Source organism: Vibrio sp. BS-M-Sm-2 (assembly GCF_041504345.1).
Lineage (GTDB): Bacteria > Pseudomonadota > Gammaproteobacteria > Enterobacterales > Vibrionaceae > Vibrio > Vibrio satsumensis.
Window position 1 is genome coordinate 3419138 of the sequence record NZ_CP167894.1, and the last position, 25461, is coordinate 3444598.

A 25461-nucleotide genomic window follows, 5' to 3' on the forward strand; every position below is an offset into this window, starting at 1 on the left:
ATCGAAAAGAGTTACTTAAGAGAGTTGTGGATCAGGAACTCTTCTTCAACGCCTTTCAATTTCATTTCATCCATAATGAAGTTCACGGTGTTCAACAAACGTTGTTCACCTTTTGGAATCAGGTAACCGAATTGGCTGTTGGTAAATGGTGTTTCACAGCGTGCCGCTTCAAGACGTTCGTCAGTCACTTGATAGAACAGACCTTCAGGAGTTTCTGTCACCATTACATCAACTTTACCTTCCGCAACGGCTTGCGGAACGTCTAGGTTGTTCTCGTAACGTGTGAAGCTCGCGTCTTGCAAGTTAGCATCCGCAAAAATCTCGTTAGTGCCGCCAATATTCACGCCAACACGAACAGAAGAGAGGTTCACTTTCTCAATGCTGTTGTATTGTTCTGCTTTGCCTTTCGCAACTAAGAAACACTTACCAAAGGTCATGTAGCCCTGAGTTTGTTCTGCGTTTAACTGGCGCTGCATTTTACGTGTGATACCGCCCATCGCGATGTCGTATTTATCGCTGTCTAGGTCGGTTAGCAGATCTTTCCATGTGGTACGAACAATCTGTAATTCAACGCCCAACTGCTCAGCAACATGCTTGGCTACGTCAATGTCATAACCAGAGTAGGTTTTGCCGTCAAAGTAAGAAAAAGGTTTGTAGTCGCCGGTGGTGCCGACACGAAGTGTGCCTGATTTTTGGATGTCTTCTAGCTGGTCAGCTTGTGCGACACCAGAAAGAGCCAGAGCAATGGAAGCAAGTAATAGTGATGTTTTTTTCATTGTAATTATCTGTTGTGTTTGTCTAGTTGTTAAAAGTAACAGAAAGAAAAGCAGAAAGAGATCAAACCATTGGAAAGTTTAAAAGAAAGTGAGATTACAAAAAATAGAGGTAAGAACACTCTGTCTGAAAGAAGGGTGTAACGGGCGTAATGGAAAGGTTTAGGGAAGGGGAGAAGACACATTAAAGTGCTATTCAGATTTTAAAGTAACAGCAAGTTTGAGTAGCAAACAAAAAGCCCATGTTATCGAATAACATGGGCTTCATTATTGGTTTAACTTGTACTGCTAATTTAGCTATTTAGCAACTGACTCGTTGTTCATCTTAGCCGGAGCTTTAGATGCGTTAACCAGTAGGATACCAACGGTTAGTACCATTGAACCACATAGTAGGAACAACAAGCGTCCTGTTGGTTCGTTTGGAATCAGAGCCATTGCTAGGATACCGAAACCTGCTGTGCTGATAAGTTTACCAAGCATTGAACGCTGTTTAGTATCTAGGTTTTGTTGCTCTTCACCCTCCGCTACTAGCGGCGTATTCCAGTTAGTGAATAGTTGGTCAACTTCTTTCTCACGTTCAGGCGATAGGCCTTTGTAGAAGCGAGAAGTTAGGATGAAGTAACCACCAGTGAACACTACGTGAGCCGCTAGGCTAAGACCAACTTTCAAGTCGCTCCATTCACGGCCAGTAAGCGCTGTTTCCATACCGAATAGGTGCTCGATGTCTTCTGCTTGAAGCGAGATACCGAAGATGTAAGAAACGAAGCCACCAACGATTAGCGTAGACCAACCAGCCCAGTCAGGCGTCTTACGAATCCACATACCAAGTAGTACAGGGATAAGCATTGGGAAGCCAATTAACGCACCTACGTTCATTACGATATCGAACAAGCTCAAGTGACGTAGAGAGTTAATGAACAAGCCAATCGCGATGATGATAACACCCATCATGATAGTGGTTAGCTTACTTACAATAACCAGCTCTTTCTGAGTCGCGTTTTGACGAAGAATTGGGCTGTAGAAGTTCATTACAAAGATGCCAGCGTTACGGTTCAAACCTGAATCCATAGAAGACATTGTTGCAGCGAACATTGCTGACATAAGAAGACCAACCATACCTGCTGGCATTACATTCTGTACGAATGCTAGGTAAGCAGCATCACCCGCTTTATCACCCATTGAAGCGTACTCCAATGCGAAATCAGGCATGAATGCACTTACGTACCAAGGTGGTAGGAACCAGATTAGTGGGCCAACAACCATAAGGATACATGCTAGGCCTGCCGCTTTACGTGCGTTTTCACTGTCTTTCGCACATAGGTAACGGTAAGCGTTGATGCTGTTGTTCATTACACCGAACTGCTTCACGAAGATGAACACAACCCAAAGAACGAAGATGCTCATGTAGTTTAGGTTGTTACCTAACATGAAGTCGCCGTCGAAGTTAGCAACGATGTTAGTTAAGCCACCACCGTGGAAGTAAGCTGCAACCGCACAAGTGATTGTCACGGCCATGATTACAAGCATCTGCATGAAATCAGAAGCAACAACCGCCCAAGAGCCGCCGGTTACTGCCATCAATACTAGAACCATACCCGTTACCACAATGGTTGCTTCCATCGGGATGTTGAATACCGCTGCTACGAAGATAGCGAGACCATTTAGCCAAATACCCGCAGAGATAAGGCTGTCAGGCATACCTGCCCATGTGAAGAACTGTTCAGACGTTTTACCAAAGCGCTGACGAATAGCTTCGATCGCCGTTACCACACGAAGTTGGCGGAACTTTGGAGCGAAGTACATATAGTTCATGAAGTAGCCAAATGCGTTGGCTAAGAATAGGATTACAATAACAAAACCGTCATTGAACGCGCGTCCTGCGGCACCTGTAAACGTCCATGCTGAAAACTGTGTCATGAAGGCAGTTGCACCAACCATCCACCACAACATTTTGCCGCCCCCTCTGAAGTAATCACTAGTCGACGTGGTGAACTTACGGAACATCCAACCAATAGCGATTAAAAAGAAGAAGTAGGCGAGAACAACAAAAGTATCAATAGTCATCTTTTCAGCCTTTTAAATATCATAATTAACTGGGCTTAGATTAACGCGTTCAAAGGTTTATTTGTACTACAATATGCCTTTAGTATGATCTAGGTCGCATTGATTTTTTATGGAACATTAGCTTTCAACTTAAGTTTTTGTTTTAAATAAATTTAATTGGTATCTGGTTTTATTCTTGTTTGAAGTTTATCGACCTTGTAAATGTATATATGTATGACAATATAAGTCAAAGCTAATAAGAAGTGTCACCCATAAGATTTTAGTTATAACCGTAACAAATGTGCTACAAGTGAGCTCAACTTTGCGACACCTTTCATGATTAAAATTACGATAAAACTAGCAATCATCACGTTGTTACTGTTGAGGTAGCTTATTGTTTTTAAGTACTTATTTAATTTTTATGAGCGGGTGTATTGTCCCTAGATTTATTTGATATCAATGTAAGTGAAGGTGAGTAATATTTTGCTCGAATAGTGCTCTTAAAATGCAAGCTAGCCCATTAGTTAAGATTTGGCTCCTTATAATAGTGAATAAAGCGGTCAACAAGCAGAGCGAATTATGGAGCGCTTAGGCGAAAGCTAAAGTGGTTCGTGGTAAATTAAACTCGTATTGATTTGTATGACAAAAATTAAGAGATCGAGAGTGTAAATGGTTGGAGAATTGGCATTTATGTATACTGCCAACCAGAGGCGACCATATAACGCCAAGAGGGGGGCGTTAGCTAAAGCATAGATAACAAAAAGCCCCACCGAAGTGAGGCTTTATCACGAAATCTAAAACAGATTAAGCGTTAACGTGATCAACTGCGTCACGAACCAGCTTGCCTAGTTCGTCCCACTTACCTTCGTCGATAAGGTTAGTTGGAACCATCCAAGTTCCGCCACACGCAAGTACAGAAGGGATAGATAGATATTCGTCTACATTCTTCAAACTTACGCCGCCAGTTGGCATGAATTTAACAGGGTAAACCGCGGTTAGTGCTTTAAGCATACCAGTACCGCCAGAAGGCTCAGCAGGGAAGAACTTCAACGTGCGAAGACCCATTTCCATTGCTTGTTCAACGAGGCTTGGGTTGTTTACGCCCGGTACAATTGCAACACCTTTGTCGATACAGTATTGAACAGTACGAGGGTTGAAACCTGGGCTTACGATGAAATCAACGCCTGCTTCGATAGATGCGTCAACTTGCTCGTTAGTCAGTACCGTACCTGAACCGATTAGCATGTCTGGGAATTCTTTACGCATGATGCGAATCGCTTCGATTGCACACTCTGTACGTAGTGTGATTTCTGCACATGGCATGCCGTTTTCAACTAGAGCCTTGCCTAGAGGAATTGCGTCTTCAGCGCGATTGATTGCGATAACAGGAATTACTTTTAGGTTGGCTAGTTGTTCATTTAATGTAGTCATGAATTCTTTCTCACGTTAATTATGGGCTTGCTTTCAACTAAGCAAATCCTTGATTAATATATAAAGTACGTAATTATAGAGACAAATCAGGCGTCGCTTCTAGAGGTATGATAGCACCTGGATGCTGAATCACGGTCCCTGCCACAATATGACCTGCTAATGCTGCATCGCTAGCGTTACCACCACTTAAGCGTTTAGCTAAGAAGCCAGCACTGAATGAATCACCTGCTGCGGTAGTATCAACGATGTTGTCTACAGGGTTCGGTGCAACGTATCGAGCACTTTGGCTTTCGACTACTAAACAATCTTTTGCACCACGTTTAATGATGATCTCTTTCACACCAGACTCAGACGTACGTGCAATGCACTGTTCAATACTTTCGTCGCCGTACAGCTCTTGTTCGTCATCGAACGTGAGTAGAGCCGTGTCAGTGTACTTAAGCATTTTCAAGTACCAAGAAATCGCTTCTTGTTGGCTTTCCCAAAGTTTAGGACGGTAGTTATTGTCGAAGAATACTTGGCCGCCTTGAGCTTTGAACCTGTCTAAGAAGTTGAATAGCTGCGCACGCCCGTTCTCAGTCAAGATAGCAAGCGTAATACCACTTAGGTAAACCGCGTCAAAAGAGAATAGCTTATCAAGTAGAGCAGGGGTGTCTGGCTGATCAAACATGAATTTCGCGGCAGCGTTACTACGCCAGTAATGGAAACTGCGTTCACCCGTTTCATCGGTCTCGATGTAGTAAAGCCCTGGTTGTTTGTGATCAAGCTGAGCCACTAGGCTGGTGTCGATACCTTCTGCTTGCCACTTTTTCAACATGTCGATACTGAATGGATCAGTACCTAACGCTGTTACATAGCTTGTTTGGATATCTTGCTGTTTTGTTAAGCGTGACAAGTAAAGTGCAGTATTCAGCGTATCGCCACCAAAACTTTGCTTAAGCCCGTCTTGTTTCTTTTGTAGCTCAACCATGCACTCGCCAATGACCGCGATGTTTAATGATTTCATATGCTTACCTTAGCAACTGAGGTTGCGCTATTAATTATTTTAGGAAATCTTCACGCGCAGGGTTGAAGATATCAAGAAGGATGCTGTCTTGCTCTAGTGCAATTGCACCATGCATCATGTGTTTACGAGCGAAGTAAGCATCGCCTTCTTTAAGCACTTTCTTTTCGCCTTCGATTTCAGCTTCGAAGCTACCACGAACAACATAACCGATTTGGTCGTGAATTTCGTGAGTATGAGGATGGCCAATCGCGCCCTTATCAAAACATAGGTGTACAGCCATAAGATCGTCAGTGTAAGCAACGATTTTACGCTTAATACCGTCGCCCAATTCTTCCCATGGGTTTTCATCTAGAATAAAGAAAGAGTTCATTGTGTATCTCCTAATTTGTTTAAATCTATTAAGTGTTACCTAACTTGCGTTTATCATAAGGGAATAGGTTTAATTGTAATACAATATATCTAGAATTGTGTGATATTGATCAAGTGACACTTTATATAACGTAAATAAATCAACAACTTAACAAATGCCTGTTATTTACCATTAGCTATTTATATCAATGACTTACGGTCAATTATGTGATTCTGCTCATCATTTCGTTACGAATAGGTATGATTAAAGCTCATATTGTATTACTTTATCCGGAGTTTGAAAATTTAATCAAAGTTTAAATAGATAAACTCTTTATTGAGGGTGACAAAGAATATGACGACTAAACCAGTATTGTTGACTGAAGCAGAAATAGAGCAACTTCATCTTGAAGTGGGCCGTTCGAGCTTAATGGGTAAAACCATTGCAGCGAACGCGAAAGACCTAGAAGCGTTCATGCGCTTAGCTATTGATGTTCCTGGTCACGGAGAAGCGGGTGGTTACGAACATAACCGCCACAAGCAAAATTACACGTACATGAACTTAGCTGGTCGCATGTTCTTGATCACTAAAGAGCAAAAGTACGCTGACTTTGTTACAGAGTTACTAGAAGAGTACGCAGACAAATATCTAACGTTTGATTACCACGTGCAGAAAAATACGAATCCAACAGGTCGTTTGTTCCACCAAATCCTGAATGAACATTGTTGGTTAATGTTTTCAAGCTTAGCTTACTCTTGTGTTGCTTCTACATTGACACAAGAGCAACGTGACAACATTGAGTCTCGTATTTTCGAACCAATGCTAGAAATGTTCACGGTTAAATACGCACACGACTTCGACCGCATTCACAACCACGGTATTTGGGCAGTAGCCGCTGTGGGTATCTGTGGTCTTGCTCTAGGCAAGCGCGAGTACCTTGAAATGTCAGTGTACGGCATCGACCGTAACGATACTGGCGGCTTTCTAGCTCAAATTTCTCAGCTGTTTGCACCTTCTGGTTACTACATGGAAGGCCCTTACTACCACCGTTACGCGATTCACCCAACGTGTGTGTTCGCTGAAGTGATTCACCGTCATATGCCTGAAGTTGATATCTACAACTACAAAGGCGGCGTGATTGGTAACACGGTACAAGCCATGCTTGCGACGGCTTATCCGAACGGTGAGTTCCCGGCTCTGAATGATGCTTCTCGTACAATGGGTATCACAGACATGGGTGTTCAGGTTGCAGTCAGTGTTTACAGTAAGCACTACTCTTCAGCTGAGGGTGTTGACCAAAACATTCTTGGTATGGCGAAGATTCAAGACGCAGTATGGATGCACCCATGTGGTCTTGAGCTATCTAAAGCTTATGAAGCGGCGTCTGCTGAGCAAGAAATTGGCATGCCTTTCTGGCCAAGTGTTGAATTGAACGAAGGCCCTGAAGGTCACAACGGCGCGCAAGGCTTTATCCGTATGCAGGATAAGAAAGGCGATGTTTCTCAGCTTGTGATGAACTACGGTCAACACGGCATGGGGCACGGCAACTTCGATACGCTGGGTATTTCTTTCTTCAACCGCGGTCAAGAAGTACTACGTGAATACGGTTTCTGTCGTTGGGTTAACGTAGAGCCAAAATTCGGTGGCCGTTACCTGGATGAAAACAAATCTTATGCTCGCCAAACAATTGCTCACAACGCAGTTACGATTGATGAAAAATGTCAGAACAATTTTGACGTTGAACGTGCAGATTCAGTACACGGTTTACCTCATTTCTTTAAGGTAGAAGACAAAAAAATCAATGGTATGAGTGCATTTGCTAATGATCACTATGAAGGCTTTGACATGCAACGTAGCGTGTTCATGCTAAACCTTGAAGAGTTGGAATCTCCGCTACTATTAGACCTTTACCGCTTAGATTCTACAAAAGGCGGCGAAGGCGAGCACCAATATGACTACTCACACCAATTTGAAGGTCAGATTGTTCGTACTAACTTCGAATACCAAGCAAATAAAGAGCTGAATACGCTGGGCAATGATTTTGGTTATCAGCACCTTTGGAACGTAGCAAGCGGTGATGTGAATGGCACGGCACTTGTTAGCTGGCTACAAAACAACACGTATTACACGTGGCTAGGCGCAACGTCTAACGACAAGGCTGAAGTTATCTTTACTCGCACTGGCGCTAACGATCCAAGCTTCAACCTGCGTTCAGAGCCTGCCTTCATCTTACGTAGCAAAGGCGAAACCACACTGTTTGCTTCTGTTCTTGAAACGCACGGTTACTTCAACGAAGAGTTCGAGCAATCGGTAAGTGCACGTGGTGTTGTGAAGGACATCAAAGTAGTCGCTCACACGAATATCGGTTCAGTAGTAGAGATTACGACAGAAAAATCAAGTGTGACAGTGATGATCAGCAACCAGCTTGGTGCGACTGAAAGCACTGAACACAAAGTAGAACTGGACGGCAAAGTATACAGCTGGACAGGCTTCTACTCAGTAGAAACAATTTTAAACCCAGAATTAGCAAACACTGCAGAGCAGGGGAAATAATAATGAGCTATCAACCACTTTTACTTAACTTTGAGGAAGCAGCAGAGCTTCGTAAAGAACTTGGCAAGGATAGCCTTTTAGGTAACGCGCTGACTCGCGATATTAAACAAACTGACGCTTACATGGCTGAAGTTGGCATTGAAGTACCAGGTCACGGTGAAGGCGGCGGTTACGAGCACAACCGTCACAAGCAAAACTACATCCATATGGATCTAGCGGGCCGTTTGTTCCTGATCACTGAGGAAACAAAGTACCGTGATTACATCGTTGATATGCTAACAGCGTACGCAACGGTGTACCCAACACTTGAAAGTAACGTAAGCCGTGACTCTAACCCTCCAGGTAAGCTGTTCCACCAAACGTTGAACGAGAACATGTGGATGCTTTACGCTTCTTGTGCGTACAGCTGCATTTACCACACCATCTCAGAAGAGCAAAAGCGTCTTATCGAAGATGATCTTCTTAAGCAAATGATCGAAATGTTCGTTGTGACTTACGCACATGACTTCGATATCGTACACAACCACGGCCTATGGGCAGTAGCCGCGGTAGGTATCTGTGGTTACGCGATCAACGACCAAGAATCTGTAGACAAAGCGCTTTACGGCCTGAAATTGGACAAAGTAAGCGGCGGTTTCCTAGCGCAACTTGACCAACTGTTCTCGCCAGACGGCTACTACATGGAAGGTCCTTATTACCACCGTTTCTCACTACGTCCAATCTACCTGTTCGCAGAAGCGATTGAACGTCGTCAGCCTGAGCTTGGAATTTACGAATTCAACGATTCAGTGATCAAGACAACGTCTTACGCGGTATTCAAGACGGCATTCCCAGACGGCACATTGCCAGCTCTGAACGATTCATCGAAGACGATTTCTATCAACGATGAAGGCGTTATCATGGCAACGTCTGTGTGTTACCACCGTTACGAACAGACTAAAACGTTACTTGGTATGGCTAATCACCAACAAGATGTTTGGGTTCACGCTTCTGGTAAAACACTGTCTGACGCTGTTGATGCTGCAGACGACATCAAAGCATTTAACTGGGGTAGTTTGTTTGTAACTGACGGACCTGAAGGCGAAAAAGGCGGCGTAAGCATCCTTCGTCACCGTGATGAGCAAGACGACGACCCTAAGACCGCAGATACAATGGCGTTGATCTGGTTTGGTCAGCACGGCAGCGATCACCAGTACCACTCTGCACTAGACCACGGTCACTACGATGGCCTGCACCTAAGTGTATTCAACCGCGGCCACGAAGTGCTGCATGACTACGGCTTCGGTCGCTGGGTAAACGTTGAGCCTAAGTTTGGCGGTCGTTACATTCCAGAGAACAAGTCTTACTGTAAGCAGACAGTTGCTCACAACACAGTAACGGTTGATCAGAAAACACAGAACAACTTCGATACGGCATTGGCTGAATCTAAGTTTGGTCAGAAGCATTTCTTCGTAGCAGACGACCAGCCTCTGCAAGGCATGAGCGGCACAATTTCTGAGTACTACACCGGCGTAGACATGCAACGCAGCGTGATTCTTGCTGAACTTCCTGAGTTCGAGAAGCCACTAGTCATCGATGTATACCGCATCGAAGCTGACGCTGAACACCAGTACGACCTACCCGTTCACCACTCGGGTCAAATCATCCGTACTGACTTCGATTACAACATCGAAACTACGCTTAAGCCATTAGGTGAAGACAACGGTTACCAGCACCTATGGAACGTTGCTTCAGGCAAAGTGAACGAAGAGGGCTCTCTGGTGAGCTGGCTACATGACAGCAGCTACTACAGCCTAGTAACCAGCGCGAATGCGGGCAGTGAAGTAATCTTTGCTCGCACTGGTGCTAACGATCCAGACTTTAACCTTAAGAGTGAGCCTGCGCTTATCTTACGTCAGTCTGGTCAAAACCACGTGTTTGCTTCTGTACTAGAAACGCATGGTTACTTTAACGAGTCTATCGAAGCCTCTGTAGGCGCTCGTGGTCTGGTTAAATCAGTGTCTGTTGTGGGCCATAACAGTGTCGGGACTGTTGTTCGCATTCAGACTACTTCTGGCAACACTTACCACTACGGTATCTCAAACCAAGCTGAAGACACGCAGCAAGCAACTCACACTGTTGAGTTCGCGGGTGAGACATACTCGTGGGAAGGATCATTTGCTCAACTGTAAATGATTAATACCAATCACAGTAAGTAAGTGATCAGAAATAGTGCAGGAAAAAAGCTTGAGAACAAGGCGGAATTTTTCGATAAGTAGTTATTCTACAATCAAAAATTCTAACGAAGTTGTCGAGCTTTTTAACAAGCTAGGATGACCAGTTATTTACTACGATTGGTATAACATACATGCCGTTTAACGATGGCATGTATTGATGTGGCGCTTTGCGGGAACGAAGCATCACATTGCAATTCAGTCGTGATTGAAAAATCGTTCGTTGAAACCAACAACGACTGAAACATCGGGAATAAGTCAAACCGAGTAGCTCACCGTGAGTTGCTCGGTTTTTTTATGCGTGAGTTTGGCTGTGAGGATGCGTGTTAGATAAGGCTAGCTTGAAATTCACGCTCGGAGGGTGCCGCACAGTAATTATGGTTTATCAGGGCCTATACTCATTACATCCATGACATATTAATGACGTAGTTAAAGCTAATAAGTAATACAATAGGCGGTATTCATAGTCTCGAGCACAACCACTAGAATCTTGATGAAGTAGTGAAATACCAGAGTGAGAGGTTGTGTTTCGTTGTTGAAGTTAGCCCGTCTTAACGGGTTTCAACGTATCAGATTAGTCAGAGACAGCTTGTTATCGATTGTTTCCACACTTACTTAGGTTCTCCTTTTAGGTTGGGATAAGAAGGGATTTCGCTGAGTAGCTATCGATTTTATTGCTACTAGCTGACAAAACCTATCGCTGTGGATTATATCAAGTCGATTCCCCGATTTATGGTGGTATTCGTATTTGAAATTCATGCGCTGGATCACTAATAGAAACCTTAAAACGGTTGCCTTAAGAGCTATGGCTAGTTACTATAATGAGCATATAATCATACAATAACATATTTGGAGTTAAGCATGACTAAACCTGTAATTGGTTTCATTGGTCTAGGTCTTATGGGCGGAAACATGGTTGAGAACTTACAAACTCGTGGTTACCACGTAAACGTAATGGATCTAAGTGAAGAAGCTATGGCTCGCGTTACAGATCGTGGTAATGCTACAGCGTTCACTTCAGCAAAAGAGCTTGCAGCAGCAAGTGACATTGTTCAGTTTTGTCTAACAACTTCAGCTGTTGTCGAGAAAATTGTTTACGGTGAAGATGGTGTTCTAGCGGGTATCAAAGAAGGTGCTGTTGTTGTTGACTTCGGTACGTCAATTCCAGCATCTACTCGTAAGATTGGTGAAGATCTAGCGGCTAAAGGTGCTGGTATGATCGATGCTCCTCTAGGTCGTACTCCTGCACATGCCAAAGATGGTCTTTTGAACATCATGGCTGCGGGTGACATGGATACTTTCAACAAAGTTAAACCAGTTCTTGATGAGCAAGGCGAAAACGTATTCCACCTAGGTGCTTTAGGTTCAGGTCACGTGACTAAGCTTGTGAACAACTTTATGGGCATGACAACGGTTGCGACTATGTCTCAAGCTTTTGCTGTCGCTCAACGCGCTGGTGTTGATGGTCAGCAACTGTTTGACATCATGTCTGCAGGCCCATCAAACTCTCCGTTCATGCAGTTCTGTAAGTTCTACGCTGTAGACGGCGAAGAGAAGCTAGGTTTTTCTGTTGCAAATGCGAACAAAGACCTTGGTTACTTCCTAGAGATGGTTTCAGACTTAGGTACTGAATCTCTAATTGCTGAAGGTACTTCTAAAAGCCTACAAGCTGCTGTTGATGCTGGTCTTGGTCAAAACGACGTACCAGTTATCTTCGATTACTTCGCTAAATTAGAGAAGTAGGCTCGAGACGTTGATGGCGCAAGTTAGGTTTAAGAACTCTCGACCTGATTGGTAATCTATCAACGCTAGCCTCAAGATTATTACAACAAGCCCACTCATTTGAGTGGGCTTTTTCGTATGTGGTTATTTTTGTATGTGATTGATTTCGAAATGTGATTGCTTTCGTGTGTAACGGTTTTCGAATTGTTTAGCAGTATGAATAGTGCCAGACGCTTTAGCTGTAGTGATGCGATCCCTACTAAGAGGGTGTTGTTGGTAAAACGGAGAAGACATATGAACGAAGCTAAGAGATAAGCTAAATTCAATCACAGCTGCGTGGGGTAGTTGTTTGTAGCGACGTGAGGCATTTGATTGAGTGTGAACCACAGTTTATTGAACTAGCCATTACCTAACAGAGTGGTTAGCCGAGAATGGTTTCTAGTTGGCTCATCGAATGTGATGTCATGGAGTGGTGATAGAGCAAAGAGAAGGGAGGGCAGTTAACGCCAATAGCCACATTCATCTTGTAAAACACAAATGTGGCTTGTTACGTCTACTCGCTTGAGTGTTTAATCATACATCAATTTATCGGCTTTACTGGCGTTGAACTCTCGCAAAGATCTACGAGCGAGGTGCCTGAAAGGCAGTGCTTTGATGATTTCTTCGAAAGGTTGAATTGCAAAAGCCCAGAAAATCGAACCATCAAAACCAAAAATAATGAGAGCGCACAAAGGAATTGAGATAACCCATTGGCCTGTGAAGTTGATTTTGAATACGTCGGTGGTATGCCCTAAGGCTCTCAGCACATGGCCATGAACTGTGTTGTAACCACGTACGATCGGTAAGAATATATAAAGAGGTGCGATTACCGCGAGAGCGTGATACGTAGACGCATCAAGGTCGGGGTAAATATCACCAATGATGAAGCTTAAGCCTGCAAACATCAGTGCGCAAACAACAGAAATTCCGACAGCAACATCAATACTGGTGTCCACATTTTTGGTCAGATCATCCATTTTCTTAGAGCCTATCGCTTGGCTAATGGTAATAGCTGAAGAGTGGGCCCAGGCTGTGATGAATTGGGTACCCGCGCGTAGCCACGGCATTACCAAGGTGATTGCTACATAAGCATTGATGTTGAGCTGTGAGTACAGTAACTGATAGATCGTCGCGCCAATAGACAGCATGGTGACATTGGCGGCGACTGGAAATATCTCAATGAAGTGGCGACGGATGTTAGTGAAGAACTCGGACTTTTCTGCATCTAATTTGAGTGACACAGATGAGTCGTAATGCACACATAGCGCTAGGTAGAGAAGGCGAATGACTATAGCAATAAGGCTACCCAGCGCAGCACCTTGTACACCAATACCGTCGAAATTCGAGAAGCCATGTATCAGCATATAAGAGAGTGCGGCGTTAATCGGTAGTTCAATTAAGTAGCCTTTAAACGGAACCTTGGTTCTGCCTAACCCGTTAAAGAGGGCAATGACCACCTGAGTTAATGCCGTAAAAATCACGAGATATTTGGAGATATTTAAATAGTGGCTGATTTCAAGGTGAAGCGATTTGTCGTCGGTTAAGGCTTGAATCAAAGGTTGTTCAAAAAAGGTGAGCAGAATCCAAAACATCGACGCTACGGCCAGGTTGATGAACAGACCTGCCCAAAATGCTTTAGATAACGAAGACGTGATTCCAGAACCAACCGCGCGGCTTAGAACTAGCTGTGTACCATTTGCCAACGCCATTTGAATACCCAATACAAACGCGATAATGGTGGTGGCAATCCCCATAGCTGCAAGAGGAATTTCACCAAGCGGTGAGACCAGTAGAGTGTCGATCATCAGCATCGACTGCATCAAGAGAGCGTTTAAGGCTAAGGGCCAAGCTAACGAAAAGTTCTTTCTAACGTACGATTTGGAAGACACAAGTTATACCTTGTTGATTTAGCTAGAGTGTAATGGGCAGAGGTAAACGAGTGTGCCTGACTACAGGTACACTCCGGTTAAGTGATGTGGCTATCAGCGATTGAATAAGTACGCCAGAATTGCGTGGTGTCTATGTTACGCACTTGCTAGTGAAGCCCTTGAAAGCTTCTGGTTTTCATCATCAAGTAGAATTGCTGACGCAATACGTGCTTGTTTTGCATTGCCAGACATTATCGCGTCGTAAATCGCCTTATGTTCTTCTAAACAAAAGCGTCCACCTACCGCAGAATGATCGATAAACTGTTTAAAGATCGTCGATAAAATGTTGGCGAACGGTATGTAAAACTGATTACCTGTTGATAAGAAAATGGTTTGATGAAACAAGTGATCGTTAGTTGTCCATTCTTCATAATTAAAGCTGTTCGCTGCTAGGGTCATCTTCTGAAAAAGAATAGAAAGTTGTTTGCGTTGCTCGATAGTCGCATTGGTTGCTGCCAGTGCACATGCTTCTGGATCAATGGCTTTTCTTAGACCAAGGAATTGAGAAAGAAAGGGCTGAGTGTCTTCTAGATCTTGAATCCAATAGAGTAATTGAGGATCTAGAAAGTGCCAATGAGAGCGAGGTTTTATATGGGTCCCAACTTTGGGTTTGGACTCGATAAGCCCTTTAGCTGACAGTAGCTTAGTCGACTCCCTTAGTGCGGTTCGGCTGACACCGAAAACTTCGCATAACTCTATCTCACTGGGTAGCTTTTCGTTTTCCTTTATCTCACCAGATAGGATTTTTCGCGCGATTTGTCGTGCGACTTGAACATGAATTCGGCGGCTTGAATCTTCCACCAATGAAAATATAGCCATATAACCACCTGAGGCTGACGTTTTAATATAGAAGTAGGAAAATACTCGGCTTAGGTGTTTGCTGGACAGCCTTAGTAAAGGCGGTTATTTCGTTCATTATGGTTCGCCTGATCACTTTGTCACTACACCCACGCCTCACACATTGTACAATAAATAATACAATAACATATTATATGTTCAAGTGAATTAAGGCCAAAATGTTGTGTGGTCGCGCTTTATAGGTTGGTTAAGAGCTGTTTTGTGACAAATTGCATAGAATTAGTGGGCGTAAATACGAACTATTTGTATGTATTAATTAGATGTTATTCGAATGGTGGTCTGCTTGAGTTATGTGGCCGAGAGCGAAAAAACGTAGACTATAAAGGGAGTTCACGTAATTAATGACTTGATTTGGTGCATTATACTTTCAGTGCTATAGTGCGATTTAAATAATACATATCAAATAAGTAATCAAACACATGGCAGGCACTTTTAATTCTATTTCAGGCTCTAAGCGAAGCCTTCATGTGCAAGTTGCACGTGAAATCGCTCGTGGTATTTTGTCGGGTGATTTAGCTCAAGGGTCAATTATTCCTGGCGAGATGGCTCTGTGTGAACAATTTGGCATTAGTAGAACAGCATTACGAGAAGCGGTTAAGCTTCTGACTTCAAAAGGTCTGCTAGAGTCTCGTCCTAAGATTGGTACACGTGTTGTTGACCGTGCATTCTGGAACTTCCTAGATCCTCAGCTTATTGAATGGATGGATGGCCTAACTGACACAGACCAGTTTTGTCATCAATTCCTAGGCTTACGTCGTGCGATTGAGCCAGAAGCTTGTGCGTTAGCTGCGACTTTTGCAACTGCTGAGCAACGTATTGAATTATCAGAGATTTTCCAAAAGATGGTTGAGATTTCTAGTGAAGAAACGCTTGATAAAGAACGTTGGTTAGATATCGATACTAAGTTCCATAGTTTGATTTTCAATGCGACAGGTAATGACTTCTACTTACCGTTTGGCAACATATTGACGACGATGTTTGTGAACTTTATTGTGCACTCTTCTGAAGAAGGCAGCACATGCATTAACGAGCACCGCGCAATATACGAAGCAATTATGGCTGGCAATAGCGATAAAGCACGCCAAGCTTCGGCAAGCCATCTGCAAGAGTCAAATCACCGATTGCCTGCAGCAAGCTAATCAAGAGGGTACATAGAGTGCTCTTCTCAACTTTAAAGCACGCATTTAGCGTGCTTTTTTGTATCTCAATCTTATATTTTTACTGCTCTAATCGCTTTAACGACGTATTGATCTCTAATAGTTAAGCAATTATTACTCCGAAACTGAAAATCTATTCGCAACTCGTCCTATTGGTTATATAATAATACTAATTAAATAAGTGTGAGTATGGTTATGCCCCAATCCCTTTTGCCAAATATTCTTCAATTTATCGGTCAGATAGACCCTTTCGATAAGATCCCTAAACAAGCGCTTCGTGAACTTGCCTCTAATGTTCAGATCACTTATCTCGGCAAAGGGGATGTGGTTGATTTGTGTGAGTCGGGTAAAGAAAAGTCGCTCTACATCATTCGAACCGGCTCTATGGAACAAAGAAAGTCAGACGGTGTACTTCGTGCGCGTTTAGGCAGTGAAGATTTGTTCGGCTTTACGTTCTTAGACTCTGAAGTTAACGACGAGAAAGGCTACAGAGCGATCGCAATCGAAAACACCTTACTTTATGTGATTCCACACTCGGCACTTCAAGCGTTGTTCAAGGCATTTCCAAGCTGCGCAGAACACTTTGCATCACAGGCTCAGGTTCGTTTGAAGTCGGCTCTTGATGTGGTGTGGTCAAATAAAGAGAAAGGCTTGTTCATTCGTAAGGTTGAAGAAGTGGCAAGCGGGCAGGTGGCCATCGTTAAGTCTGAGCAAACTATTCAATCGGTCGCGGTTGAAATGCTGCATCAACGCTCACCCTGTGCAGTGATTTACGAAGGTGAAACGATTGTAGGCTTGATCACTGACCGTGACATGACCAAGCGAGTGATCGCTCATGGTGTCAGTACCGATAACCTGATCTCAGAGGTGATGACACACTCTCCACTGACGGTTAAACCGGATGATCTTGTGTTGCATGCAGCTTCTCTCATGATGCAATTCAACATCCGTAACTTGCCTGTCGTGAAAGAGAACAAGGTTGTTGGCCTGCTGACTACGTCTCACTTGGTTCAAAATCACCGTGTTCAAGCGATCTTCTTGATCGAGAAAATCAAATACGCGGGCAGCGTGAAAACCATGTCTTCCTTCACTTCAGAGCGACAAGCTATTTTTGAAGCGTTGGTGGAAGGTAAGGTTGCACCGGAAACGGTCGGCAAGGTAATGACCATGATTATGGATGCCTACACGCGCCGATTGATTCAGATAGCAATTGATAAGTTAGGTCCGCCGCCGTGTGATTTCTCATGGATTGTTGCAGGTTCGCATGCTCGTAACGAAGTTCACATGTTGTCTGATCAAGACAGTGCGATCGTACTGGCAGACGATGCAACCGACAGTGACCGTATTTACTTCAAGCACTTAGCGATGATGGTGACTAATGGTTTAGCGAGCTGTGACTACCCACTCTGCCCGGGTAAATTCATGGCTGCGACGCCAAAATGGTGTCAACCGCTAAGCGTATGGAAGCACTACTATAAAAAGTGGGTCGCAAACCCTGAGTACGAACGCTTACTCAACATCAGCGTGTTCTTAGAGATTCGTACTATCTATGGAAACAGTGAGTTCGAAGGCATTCTTCGCGATGAGCTGCATTCCAATATTCGCGGTAACCGTGAGTTCTTAAGCACACTAGTGAAAGATGCGGTGAACACCAATCCGCCACTTGGCATCTTCAATAGTTTGGTATTAGAGAAGTCAGGTGAAAACAAGAAAACGTTGAACGTGAAGAAGTACGCGATCAACTTGATTATCGACTTAGCGCGTATTTATGGCCTTGCTGTGGAGTGCGACTTGTCGGCAACCGATGAACGCTTTGCCGCAGCCAATGAAAAAGGTATGTTGAGTGATGACGCGTTTAAGAACATCCTTGGTGCGTATCAGTTCATTCTGTCTTTCCGTTTCGGTCATCAGTTAGAAGCCCTGAAGAACGGTGAAGTGCCAGACAACAACATCAACCCAGACAGTTTTGGTAGCTTTGAACGTAAGCACTTGAAAGATGCCTTTAGGATCATTGCCGACCTTCAAGAAGCGGCGAAAATTCGCTTCGGAGCGCGCTAATGAAGCCATGTTCAACGAATAAATGTTTAGAACGAATGCTAAATTACTTTCATCCGCTTGAGCGAATTAAACGTAAGCGTAAGCAGTATTTGAATACGGTTAAGTTACCAGAAGCGTTACACGATCTTGTGGAGCAACCTTGCCCTGAAATGACGGACTTGGCTAAAGACAGTGACTATATCGTGTTGGATCTTGAGACCACGGGCTTAGACAGTGAGCAAGATATGATTTTGTCCATGGGTTGGGTCGATGTGGTCAAGGGGCGAATAGACTTAGCCTCGGCCAAGCATATCTATCTCAATAACGACTCGCAGATCAATGCTGAAACCGCGGTTATCAACCACATCACACCTCAAATGCTGGAAGAGGGCGCTTCAATTCATGATGCGATGCTGACGTTTTTCGAAGCCGCAAAAGGTAAGATCATCGTCGCGCACGCTTGTGTGGTCGAAGAGAAGTTCATTAGCCAGTATCTCTTGAGATGCTATGGCTTAAGGCAGCTGCCTTTACTTTGGCTAGATACACTGTGTATTGAGAAGAGTATGGAGAAAGCGATCAGCAACCATGAAGAGGTGGACTTAACTCTAGCGGGTACGCGACGCAGGTATGGGCTTCCCGAGTACAATAGCCATAATGCGTTAGCGGATGCAGTCTCAACAGCAGAATTGCTATTAGCTCAGCAGAAGCGAGTAGTACCTAATGATGAAGTGACGCTTTCCTTTTTATATCGGATCAGTCATTAGGGAAAGGCGCAGTCGTTTCCCGTATTCGAAAACATAAAAAGCCAGCGATTAAGCTGGCTTTTGTTTAGGTCTTAGAAAATTAGGACAGTAATTATCTTAGGTTTTTCATGTAGCGTGCTGCTTAGAAGCTGTAAGTTAGACCAACACGGCTACGCAGTTCACGAGTTGCTTTTGTTGATGAAGTGCTCACGTCACCAAATTCTACATACGGTGCCCATTGACCCATAATGTGGCGAATACTTGCATTTAGCTCGTAGTTTGTATCATCGTTGTCATAAATATCGTAGCCATCAGCTTTGTAGTAGTTACCTTCAAAACCAAAGCGCCAGTTTTCCACTGAGTAGTTAACGTTTGCCGTTAGACGGTGACGGCGTTGGTTAGAAACATTCTGATCGACCGTGATTGGAACACCATCACTATCAACGATAACGTCGCCATTATTATCGAACTGGTACTCTGAACTGCTCGTGTTTTGTCTCATATCGTAACGGTAACGTGCACTTAGGCTTAAACCGTCAATGCTATCCAGTTTATATGTTGCACGAACTTGAGGTTTGTACGTAACACCAGATTCACGACCTTCAATTGGCATACCGTAAGTCATCGTCCAATTGTCGTTAAGTACGTGGCGGTAGTTTAGACCAAGCTCCCAACCATTGTTCTTCAGATCTTCCATGAATTTACCGTCTTCTCCCTTGAATTTTGCTTCGATATCGACAAGGAAGTTACCAATGCTATCGCCAAGCTTTACACGAGTAGCGTGTTGATCTGTATGGCTTTTGTATTCGTGTCTTACATCGAAAGACGCCGCAGATACAGAGCCCGCAGTTAGTACAGATGCCACAGCAATCACGATTTTAGTTTTATTCATGGTATTAGTTCCATATTTATAGGTTTAGTAATGGCCTAAGTCTCAAGCCAAATAGAGTAGTTCTAGCTTTCATTACATTCAGTGGTTGAGATTATTACTTGGTCACTCAACTTAATTTGCATTTAAATAATACAAATATGGTAGCGATCCGAGGCTTGATGATCTGTGAATTAGATCGTGTTGTAGTGACAAAACTACTATTTACAAAGGGTTACAAAGTCGATACTTGCGGTAAGCAATTGTTTTTATTTAACTATTTGTCTTGGGAGTATGCTTGTAAAGTTCTTGTTATTGTTAATAAATGTGCGCTACAGCAAAAAATTTAACCTTTAGATGTTACTTTTATTTGTAATACATTATTGTTTACTAACCTTATGTAGCAGCACTTATCTTTCGTTCGTTGAATATATGTACATTCAACAAAGAGGCGTTAAGTGGTGAAGTAAAGTCGATAGATGAACGGATAGTTCAAAGGACGAGGCATTTGCTTGAGGTGATAAAAGCTTCAATCAGAGAAGGTTTGAAATGTAGTGGGCAAGGCAGTAACACAGCCTGCTATATAGAGATGGGTTTAGTCCGGACGGATAACGTCTCTGTAAACCAGTGAAAAAGAAGAAATCGTTGAAGTGCTTGCGAAAGCATTTTGATTATTGCTCCCAACTATTCTAATTATAACTTCTGCTTTCGTTTAGAAAGGTAGGAGACGGTAGTCGAAGAGCTGCCCTTGCGCTCATGTTGATACAGGCAACATGAGCGTTTTTTTATCTGAAATTTCACTAGAGAGTCGTTTGAAGCGCAATAAGCGTGTAAGCCACGGCTTAAGAGTTAGGCTTTTAGGTTGATGACAGCGCGTTCAAGTGAGTTTGTCTGTTCTACCACTGAAGTTGCAGAAGCTGCGTTTTTTGAAGCGCTCGTTACATTCGTCAGTGTCAGCTGTTTAATGGCATCTACGTTTTCGATGATCTCTGAGGTGACAGCGCTTTGTTCTTTCATCGCATTCGTCACTTCCAAACTGTTGTTTAGAATCGTTTCCATATCGGCGATAACCGAAGTGATTCTTGAATGCGCATTTTCACAAGAGTCGACACTGCTGTTGCCTTTCTCACAACAGTTTTTAATGGTATTTACTACCGTTTGGGTCTGGTCTTGAACGCCTTGAATAATCGTTGAAATCTCTTCGGTTGAAAGCTGAGTTCTGCCCGCTAGGGTTCTTACTTCGTCAGCAACCACCGCAAAGCCACGACCTTGTTCGCCAGCGCGTGCTGCTTCTATCGCTGCATTCAGAGCAAGCAGGTTGGTTTGATCTGCAATGCCTTTAATCACTTCTAATACGGTATTAATTTTCTCGGAGTGAACAGAGAGGCGGTTTACTTCTTCACTCGCGCTCACTAGGTCAGTCGAAAGTGTATTGATGGTATCTCTGGTGAATGCCACGTCGTTAAGGCCATCGTTCGCAGTGGCGAAGCTGGTTTGTGCATTGGATGAAGCATTTTCGCTGTTGGTTGCCACATTTTGAATATTGCTGCCCATCTGGTTTATCGCGGTCGCAATATTCTCGGTTTGTCGTTGTTGTTTGTTCAGCGCGCTTTCAACTTCCATACCATCGTGTTGAAGCTGGTTAGAGATGTTACCGAGCTCTTGAATAGAGCCCTGAACTTGACCAACCAACTGACGAATATCGGTGAGTACGGTATTAAACGCTTTTGCGATATCGGATATCTCGTCCGTTCCGCTGTCTTCCGCTTTTACGGTAAAGTCACGTTGTTGTGCGACCAGCAACATGGTTGAGTTCAACGAGGCTATTTTCTTCGCGACACGAGATGAAATGCCAAAAGATAGTGCCATCAGTAATGCAGCGACGGTAACAATAGAGCCAACAATAAAGGTCGTAATGGTTTGTTGAATTGATTCGACCTGTTGTTCTAAGCGGCCTTCAAGGCTGATGAATATCGAGATGATGTCTTCAAACAGCATCTTCATTTCAGATTTCAGTTCCGCGACCTTTGCCGGATTGCGATCAATCGCGTCCACTATCAAAGAGAAGTCTTTGTCGTATTGCTTTACTTCAAGTGTCAGTTTTTCCAGCTCAGGGACTGCAATGTCAGACTCTTTGAGCAAGATGGAAAAGCTACCCATCAACTGTTGAAAGTGTGAGTACTCTTTGGCGAATACTGGCTTGAGCGCTTTCTCGTGGCTTATTAGAAACTCTAATTCCGTTCGATTGAGCTGAAGCATAGAGACTTCGAGTGACTTTACTTTGATCAGCGTTTTTTCAAGCTTGATCAATTTCAGGTTGGCCAGTTCAGTGAATGACACAACAACCAACAAAGACACGATGGATAAACAAGCAAGGCTAAAAAGGGAGGTTTTAATTTTCATAGGCGGGCACCAAAGCAAAATAATATGACTCAACAACGTATTTAGGAATCTCGTTTCTCTTATTTGCGTGATAAGTCGCTTACGAGCGGATAACTGAGATCTGACTCGCAACGGAAACGTTTGCTTACGGTATTTTATGGAAAGGTTATGCGCAAGTTAAATATTTATTATTTTCAATGACTATTGGTGATTGTTTTGTCACTAGGTGGGGTGCTGTAAATAGTAGTGGAAGTGAGAGAGGTAAAGTTGGACGAAAGTGACGAGGAGAGAGGTCGTGAAAAGAAATGACTAAAGGCTACGAACATTCATGCTTAGTCACATGAATGTTCGTTTCTCTTGTCGTGTAGCTGCAGATTTTAGCGGTAGTCGCTTAGCTGTATCAAACTCAGTGAGAGCTGCTCTTGAGGTTTAACTTTCTGTCGGCATCCAAACTTGTTTAGACGTGATTTTGTGCTCTTTAAAGGTCAGCTCTTCAACCTTGTCTCCGTTAAGGTTCCAGCGCGTTAATTTTCCGTTCGCCACTTCACCTTCATTGAATTTCGCTTGGCTTGCCTTATTGCCGTTAGGGTAGTAGTCCGTTACCAGACCATCCTTTTGTCCGTCGTTGTATTCAGCGGTCAGGCTTTGTTCGCCATTTGGATACCATCGAGAGGCAACACCCGATAGTTCGTTGTCTTTATAGTTGAGCTCGGCTTTTTTCTGGCCGTTGGGATACCAGGTTTCTGCCTTGCCTTGTAATTCACCTTTAACGTAATTCACTTTAGAGGCCATTTGGCCATTCGGATACCAATTGGTTTCTTGACCCAGTTCTAGGCCGTCAGAAAATTGAGCTTGGGTCGCGACTTGGCCGTTATCGAACTTCTCTTCAAACTGACCAGTAAAGGGTTTTGAATGGTTTACTTGGTAAGCTACGCCTTTACGCATCTGTAAATAGTCGACAGCATCTTCACGCGGTGAAGCGGCATAACTCATAGAAGACATCGTACTAAGAGCAATCAATATAGGGATGTATTTCTTCATAATGACACCTTTTTATTGGACAGGGGGAAAGTGTAACCGGTGTGTTAAAAGCATTTCATTTCCATGAGCCACTGTCAGTACCTATTAGTGGTTTTCAAGTTTTCATTATTAGCGGTCTAATGAAGGGAACTTTTTTAAGCAATTTTAGACTAAAGCTTTGTGATATTTGTAATACAAATATATTGAGTTAATTCATTATTATAAGCTATGCTTAGCGACGTTTTGATTGTTTATCAGTGAGATCTATTCGTCACGATTAACCATTTTTAGCGATTCTGATCGGATTCTTAGCGATAATTACCAGTTTTTTAGTGATTTTTTCATGTTTGTCGGGGCTTTGGTGAGTTTATGTTGCGGATGTTTGCACTAAGTTTATGAGCTACGCTCGTGAGTGGTGCAAATTTGAACTTGATCACTTGTATGATTATTTGAGTGTTGGGCTGTAAGATTATCGTCACACATTTAAATTATTGTAGTACAAATATACTTACCATCTATCTATAGTGACCTTAACAAAAAAACATAAATAAAAAGGTCTAAAGATGGAACTCAATACCCTGATAGTTGGCATCTACTTCCTATTCTTAATTGCGATAGGGTGGATGTTCAGAACGTTTACAAGTACGACAAGTGATTACTTCCGAGGGGGAGGTAACATGCTGTGGTGGATGGTAGGTGCAACGGCATTTATGACCCAGTTCAGTGCGTGGACATTTACGGGTGCAGCCGGTAAAGCCTTTACTGATGGTTTTGCAGTAGCGATTATCTTCATCGCTAACGCATTCGGTTACCTAATGAACTACCTTTACTTCGCTCCGAAGTTCCGTCAACTGCGCGTTGTTACAGTAATTGAAGCGATTCGTATGCGTTTTGGTAAGGTGAATGAGCAAGTATTTACTTGGTCTGGTATGCCAAACAGCGTTATCTCTGCGGGTATCTGGTTGAACGGTCTTGCGATCATCGCATCGGGTATCTTCGGCTTTGATATGACTACGACGATTATCCTAACCGGTCTGGTTGTATTGGTGATGTCAGTAACGGGCGGCTCTTGGGCGGTTATCGCCTCTGACTTTATGCAGATGGTTATCATCATGGCAGTAACCGTAACGTGTGCAGTAGTTGCTATTTATCACGGTGGCGGCGTTACGCAGATCATCAATGACTTCCCAACGGACTCATTCATTACGGGTGACAATCTAAACTACCTAAGCATCTTTAGCATCTGGGCTGTGTTCATCTTCTTAAAGCAGTTCAGTATTACCAATAACATGCTGAACTCTTACCGTTACCTTGCAGCGAAAGACTCAAACAACGCACGTAAAGCCGCTTTACTTGCTTGTATACTGATGACGCTTGGTCCAATCATTTGGTTCATGCCTTCTTGGTTCATGGCAGGTCAAGGTGTTGATTTAGCAGCCGCTTACCCTGAAGCTGGCAGCAAAGCCGCTGACTTCGCTTACCTTTACTTCGTTCAAGAGTACATGCCTGCAGGTATGGTTGGCCTTCTGATTGCCGCTATGTTCGCAGCAACCATGTCTTCAATGGATTCAGGTCTAAACCGTAACTCAGGTATCTTCGTTAAGAACTTCTACGAGCCGATTCTTCGCCCTAAAGCGACAGAGAAAGAGCTAATGGTCGTTTCTAAACTCACGTCTACTTTCTTCGGCATCGCTATCATTTTGGTTGCACTGTTCATCAACTCGCTTAAAGGTCTGAGCCTTTTCGACACCATGATGTACGTGGGCGCATTGATCGGCTTCCCAATGACAATTCCAGCATTCTGTGGCTTCTTCATCCGTAAAACACCGGATTGGGCTGGCTGGGGCACGCTAGTTGTCGGTGGTGTGGTTTCTTACTTCGTTGGTTTCGTTATCACTGCTGACATGATCCAAAACTGGTTCGGTTTGAATGAACTGACAGGCCGTGAATGGTCTGACCTAAAAGTGGCTATCGGCCTTATTGGCCACATCATATTTACTGCTGGTTTCTTTGTTCTTTCAACGCTGTTCTACAAGCCATTACCGGAGCACCGCGAGAAAGACGTAGACAAGTTCTTCAACAACCTAGCGACACCATTAGTTGCTGAAAGTAATGAACAGAAGAAATTGGATAACAAGCAACGTCGTATGTTGGGTTCACTTATCGCAGTCGCGGGTGTGGGCGTAATGACAATGTTCGTACTGCCTAACCCAATGTGGGGACGCATGGTGTTTGTTCTTTGTGGCTTAATTGTATTCTCTGTTGGTTTGCTGCTTGTGAAAGCGGTCGATGACAAGGTTGAGCAACAAGACGAAGTAACGCCAGCTGAAGGCTAATTT

Annotated in this window: 17 protein-coding genes; 7 read left to right on the forward strand and 10 right to left on the reverse strand. The window is 43.5% G+C overall.

Annotated elements, in window-relative coordinates:
- Positions 1–11: 11 nt before the first annotated feature.
- The 5 genes from AB8613_RS15505 to AB8613_RS15525 all read right to left on the reverse strand — a co-directional run bounded on the left by AB8613_RS15505 (position 12) and on the right by AB8613_RS15525 (position 5623).
- The gene (locus AB8613_RS15505; protein ID WP_372384088.1) at positions 12–776 is read right to left on the reverse strand and encodes a transporter substrate-binding domain-containing protein; all 765 of its coding nucleotides are present in this window, start codon (positions 774–776) and stop codon (positions 12–14) included.
- Positions 777–1070: 294 nt separating this feature from the next.
- On the reverse strand, positions 1071–2837 hold the full coding sequence (locus AB8613_RS15510) for a sodium:solute symporter family protein (RefSeq protein WP_017110888.1): 1767 nt from the start codon (positions 2835–2837) through the stop codon (positions 1071–1073).
- 783 nt (positions 2838–3620) lie between these two features.
- Positions 3621–4247: a bifunctional 4-hydroxy-2-oxoglutarate aldolase/2-dehydro-3-deoxy-phosphogluconate aldolase gene (locus AB8613_RS15515; RefSeq protein ID WP_017069898.1), complete on the reverse strand. Its 627-nt coding sequence runs from the start codon at positions 4245–4247 to the stop codon at positions 3621–3623.
- A gap of 73 nt (positions 4248–4320) precedes the next feature.
- Positions 4321–5253 (reverse strand): sugar kinase, encoded by a 933-nt coding sequence (locus tag AB8613_RS15520; RefSeq protein WP_372384089.1) that lies wholly within the window; start codon positions 5251–5253, stop codon positions 4321–4323.
- Between the two features lie 34 nt (positions 5254–5287).
- Complete coding sequence (locus AB8613_RS15525) at positions 5288–5623, reverse strand: cupin domain-containing protein (RefSeq protein ID WP_048659514.1); 336 nt, start codon at positions 5621–5623, stop codon at positions 5288–5290.
- A gap of 333 nt (positions 5624–5956) precedes the next feature.
- Here AB8613_RS15525 and AB8613_RS15530 point away from each other — a divergent pair, with 333 nt between their 5' ends.
- From AB8613_RS15530 to AB8613_RS15540, 3 genes are all read left to right on the forward strand, one after another.
- Positions 5957–8155, forward strand: coding sequence for a heparinase II/III family protein (locus AB8613_RS15530; protein ID WP_372384090.1), 2199 nt, complete (start codon positions 5957–5959; stop codon positions 8153–8155).
- Between the two features lie 2 nt (positions 8156–8157).
- A complete protein-coding gene (locus AB8613_RS15535) occupies positions 8158–10326 on the forward strand; it encodes a heparinase II/III family protein (RefSeq protein ID WP_372384091.1) in 2169 nt (722 codons plus the stop codon).
- A 903-nt stretch (positions 10327–11229) separates the two neighbouring features.
- Entirely contained in the window at positions 11230–12111 is an 882-nt protein-coding gene (locus AB8613_RS15540; RefSeq protein WP_048659511.1) for an NAD(P)-dependent oxidoreductase, read from the forward strand.
- A gap of 548 nt (positions 12112–12659) precedes the next feature.
- On the opposite strand, the gene AB8613_RS15545 is transcribed toward AB8613_RS15540, so the two are convergent.
- Both AB8613_RS15545 and AB8613_RS15550 read right to left on the reverse strand, forming a co-directional pair.
- A complete protein-coding gene (locus tag AB8613_RS15545) occupies positions 12660–13949 on the reverse strand; it encodes an MATE family efflux transporter (protein ID WP_372384829.1) in 1290 nt (429 codons plus the stop codon).
- A 204-nt stretch (positions 13950–14153) separates the two neighbouring features.
- Positions 14154–14876, reverse strand: a complete 723-nt coding sequence (locus tag AB8613_RS15550; RefSeq protein ID WP_086716218.1) for a FadR/GntR family transcriptional regulator — start codon at positions 14874–14876, stop codon at positions 14154–14156.
- A 458-nt stretch (positions 14877–15334) separates the two neighbouring features.
- Here AB8613_RS15550 and AB8613_RS15555 point away from each other — a divergent pair, with 458 nt between their 5' ends.
- The 3 genes from AB8613_RS15555 (at position 15335) to AB8613_RS15565 (ending at position 18873) form a co-directional block, all read left to right on the forward strand.
- Positions 15335–16054, forward strand: coding sequence for a FadR/GntR family transcriptional regulator (locus AB8613_RS15555; RefSeq protein WP_372384092.1), 720 nt, complete (start codon positions 15335–15337; stop codon positions 16052–16054).
- A 213-nt stretch (positions 16055–16267) separates the two neighbouring features.
- Positions 16268–18130 (forward strand): DUF294 nucleotidyltransferase-like domain-containing protein, encoded by a 1863-nt coding sequence (locus AB8613_RS15560; protein WP_372384093.1) that lies wholly within the window; start codon positions 16268–16270, stop codon positions 18128–18130.
- Entirely contained in the window at positions 18130–18873 is a 744-nt protein-coding gene (locus AB8613_RS15565; protein ID WP_372384094.1) for a 3'-5' exonuclease, read from the forward strand. The genes AB8613_RS15560 and AB8613_RS15565 overlap by 1 nt, the downstream gene beginning before the upstream one ends.
- 121 nt (positions 18874–18994) lie before the next feature.
- Here the strand turns inward: AB8613_RS15565 and AB8613_RS15570 are convergent, their stop codons facing one another.
- The 3 genes from AB8613_RS15570 to AB8613_RS15580 all read right to left on the reverse strand — a co-directional run bounded on the left by AB8613_RS15570 (position 18995) and on the right by AB8613_RS15580 (position 23143).
- Complete coding sequence (locus AB8613_RS15570; RefSeq protein ID WP_372384095.1) at positions 18995–19744, reverse strand: oligogalacturonate-specific porin KdgM family protein; 750 nt, start codon at positions 19742–19744, stop codon at positions 18995–18997.
- Positions 19745–20569: 825 nt separating this feature from the next.
- Positions 20570–22123 carry a methyl-accepting chemotaxis protein gene (locus AB8613_RS15575; RefSeq protein ID WP_372384096.1) on the reverse strand — a complete coding sequence of 518 codons (1554 nt, stop codon included), beginning with the start codon at positions 22121–22123 and terminating at the stop codon, positions 20570–20572.
- A gap of 408 nt (positions 22124–22531) precedes the next feature.
- Entirely contained in the window at positions 22532–23143 is a 612-nt protein-coding gene (locus AB8613_RS15580; RefSeq protein ID WP_372384097.1) for a toxin-antitoxin system YwqK family antitoxin, read from the reverse strand.
- 542 nt (positions 23144–23685) lie between these two features.
- On the opposite strand from AB8613_RS15580, the gene AB8613_RS15585 reads away from it, so the two are divergent.
- The gene (locus AB8613_RS15585) at positions 23686–25458 is read left to right on the forward strand and encodes a transporter (protein ID WP_102438880.1); all 1773 of its coding nucleotides are present in this window, start codon (positions 23686–23688) and stop codon (positions 25456–25458) included.
- The last annotated feature ends 3 nt before the right edge of the window (positions 25459–25461 follow it).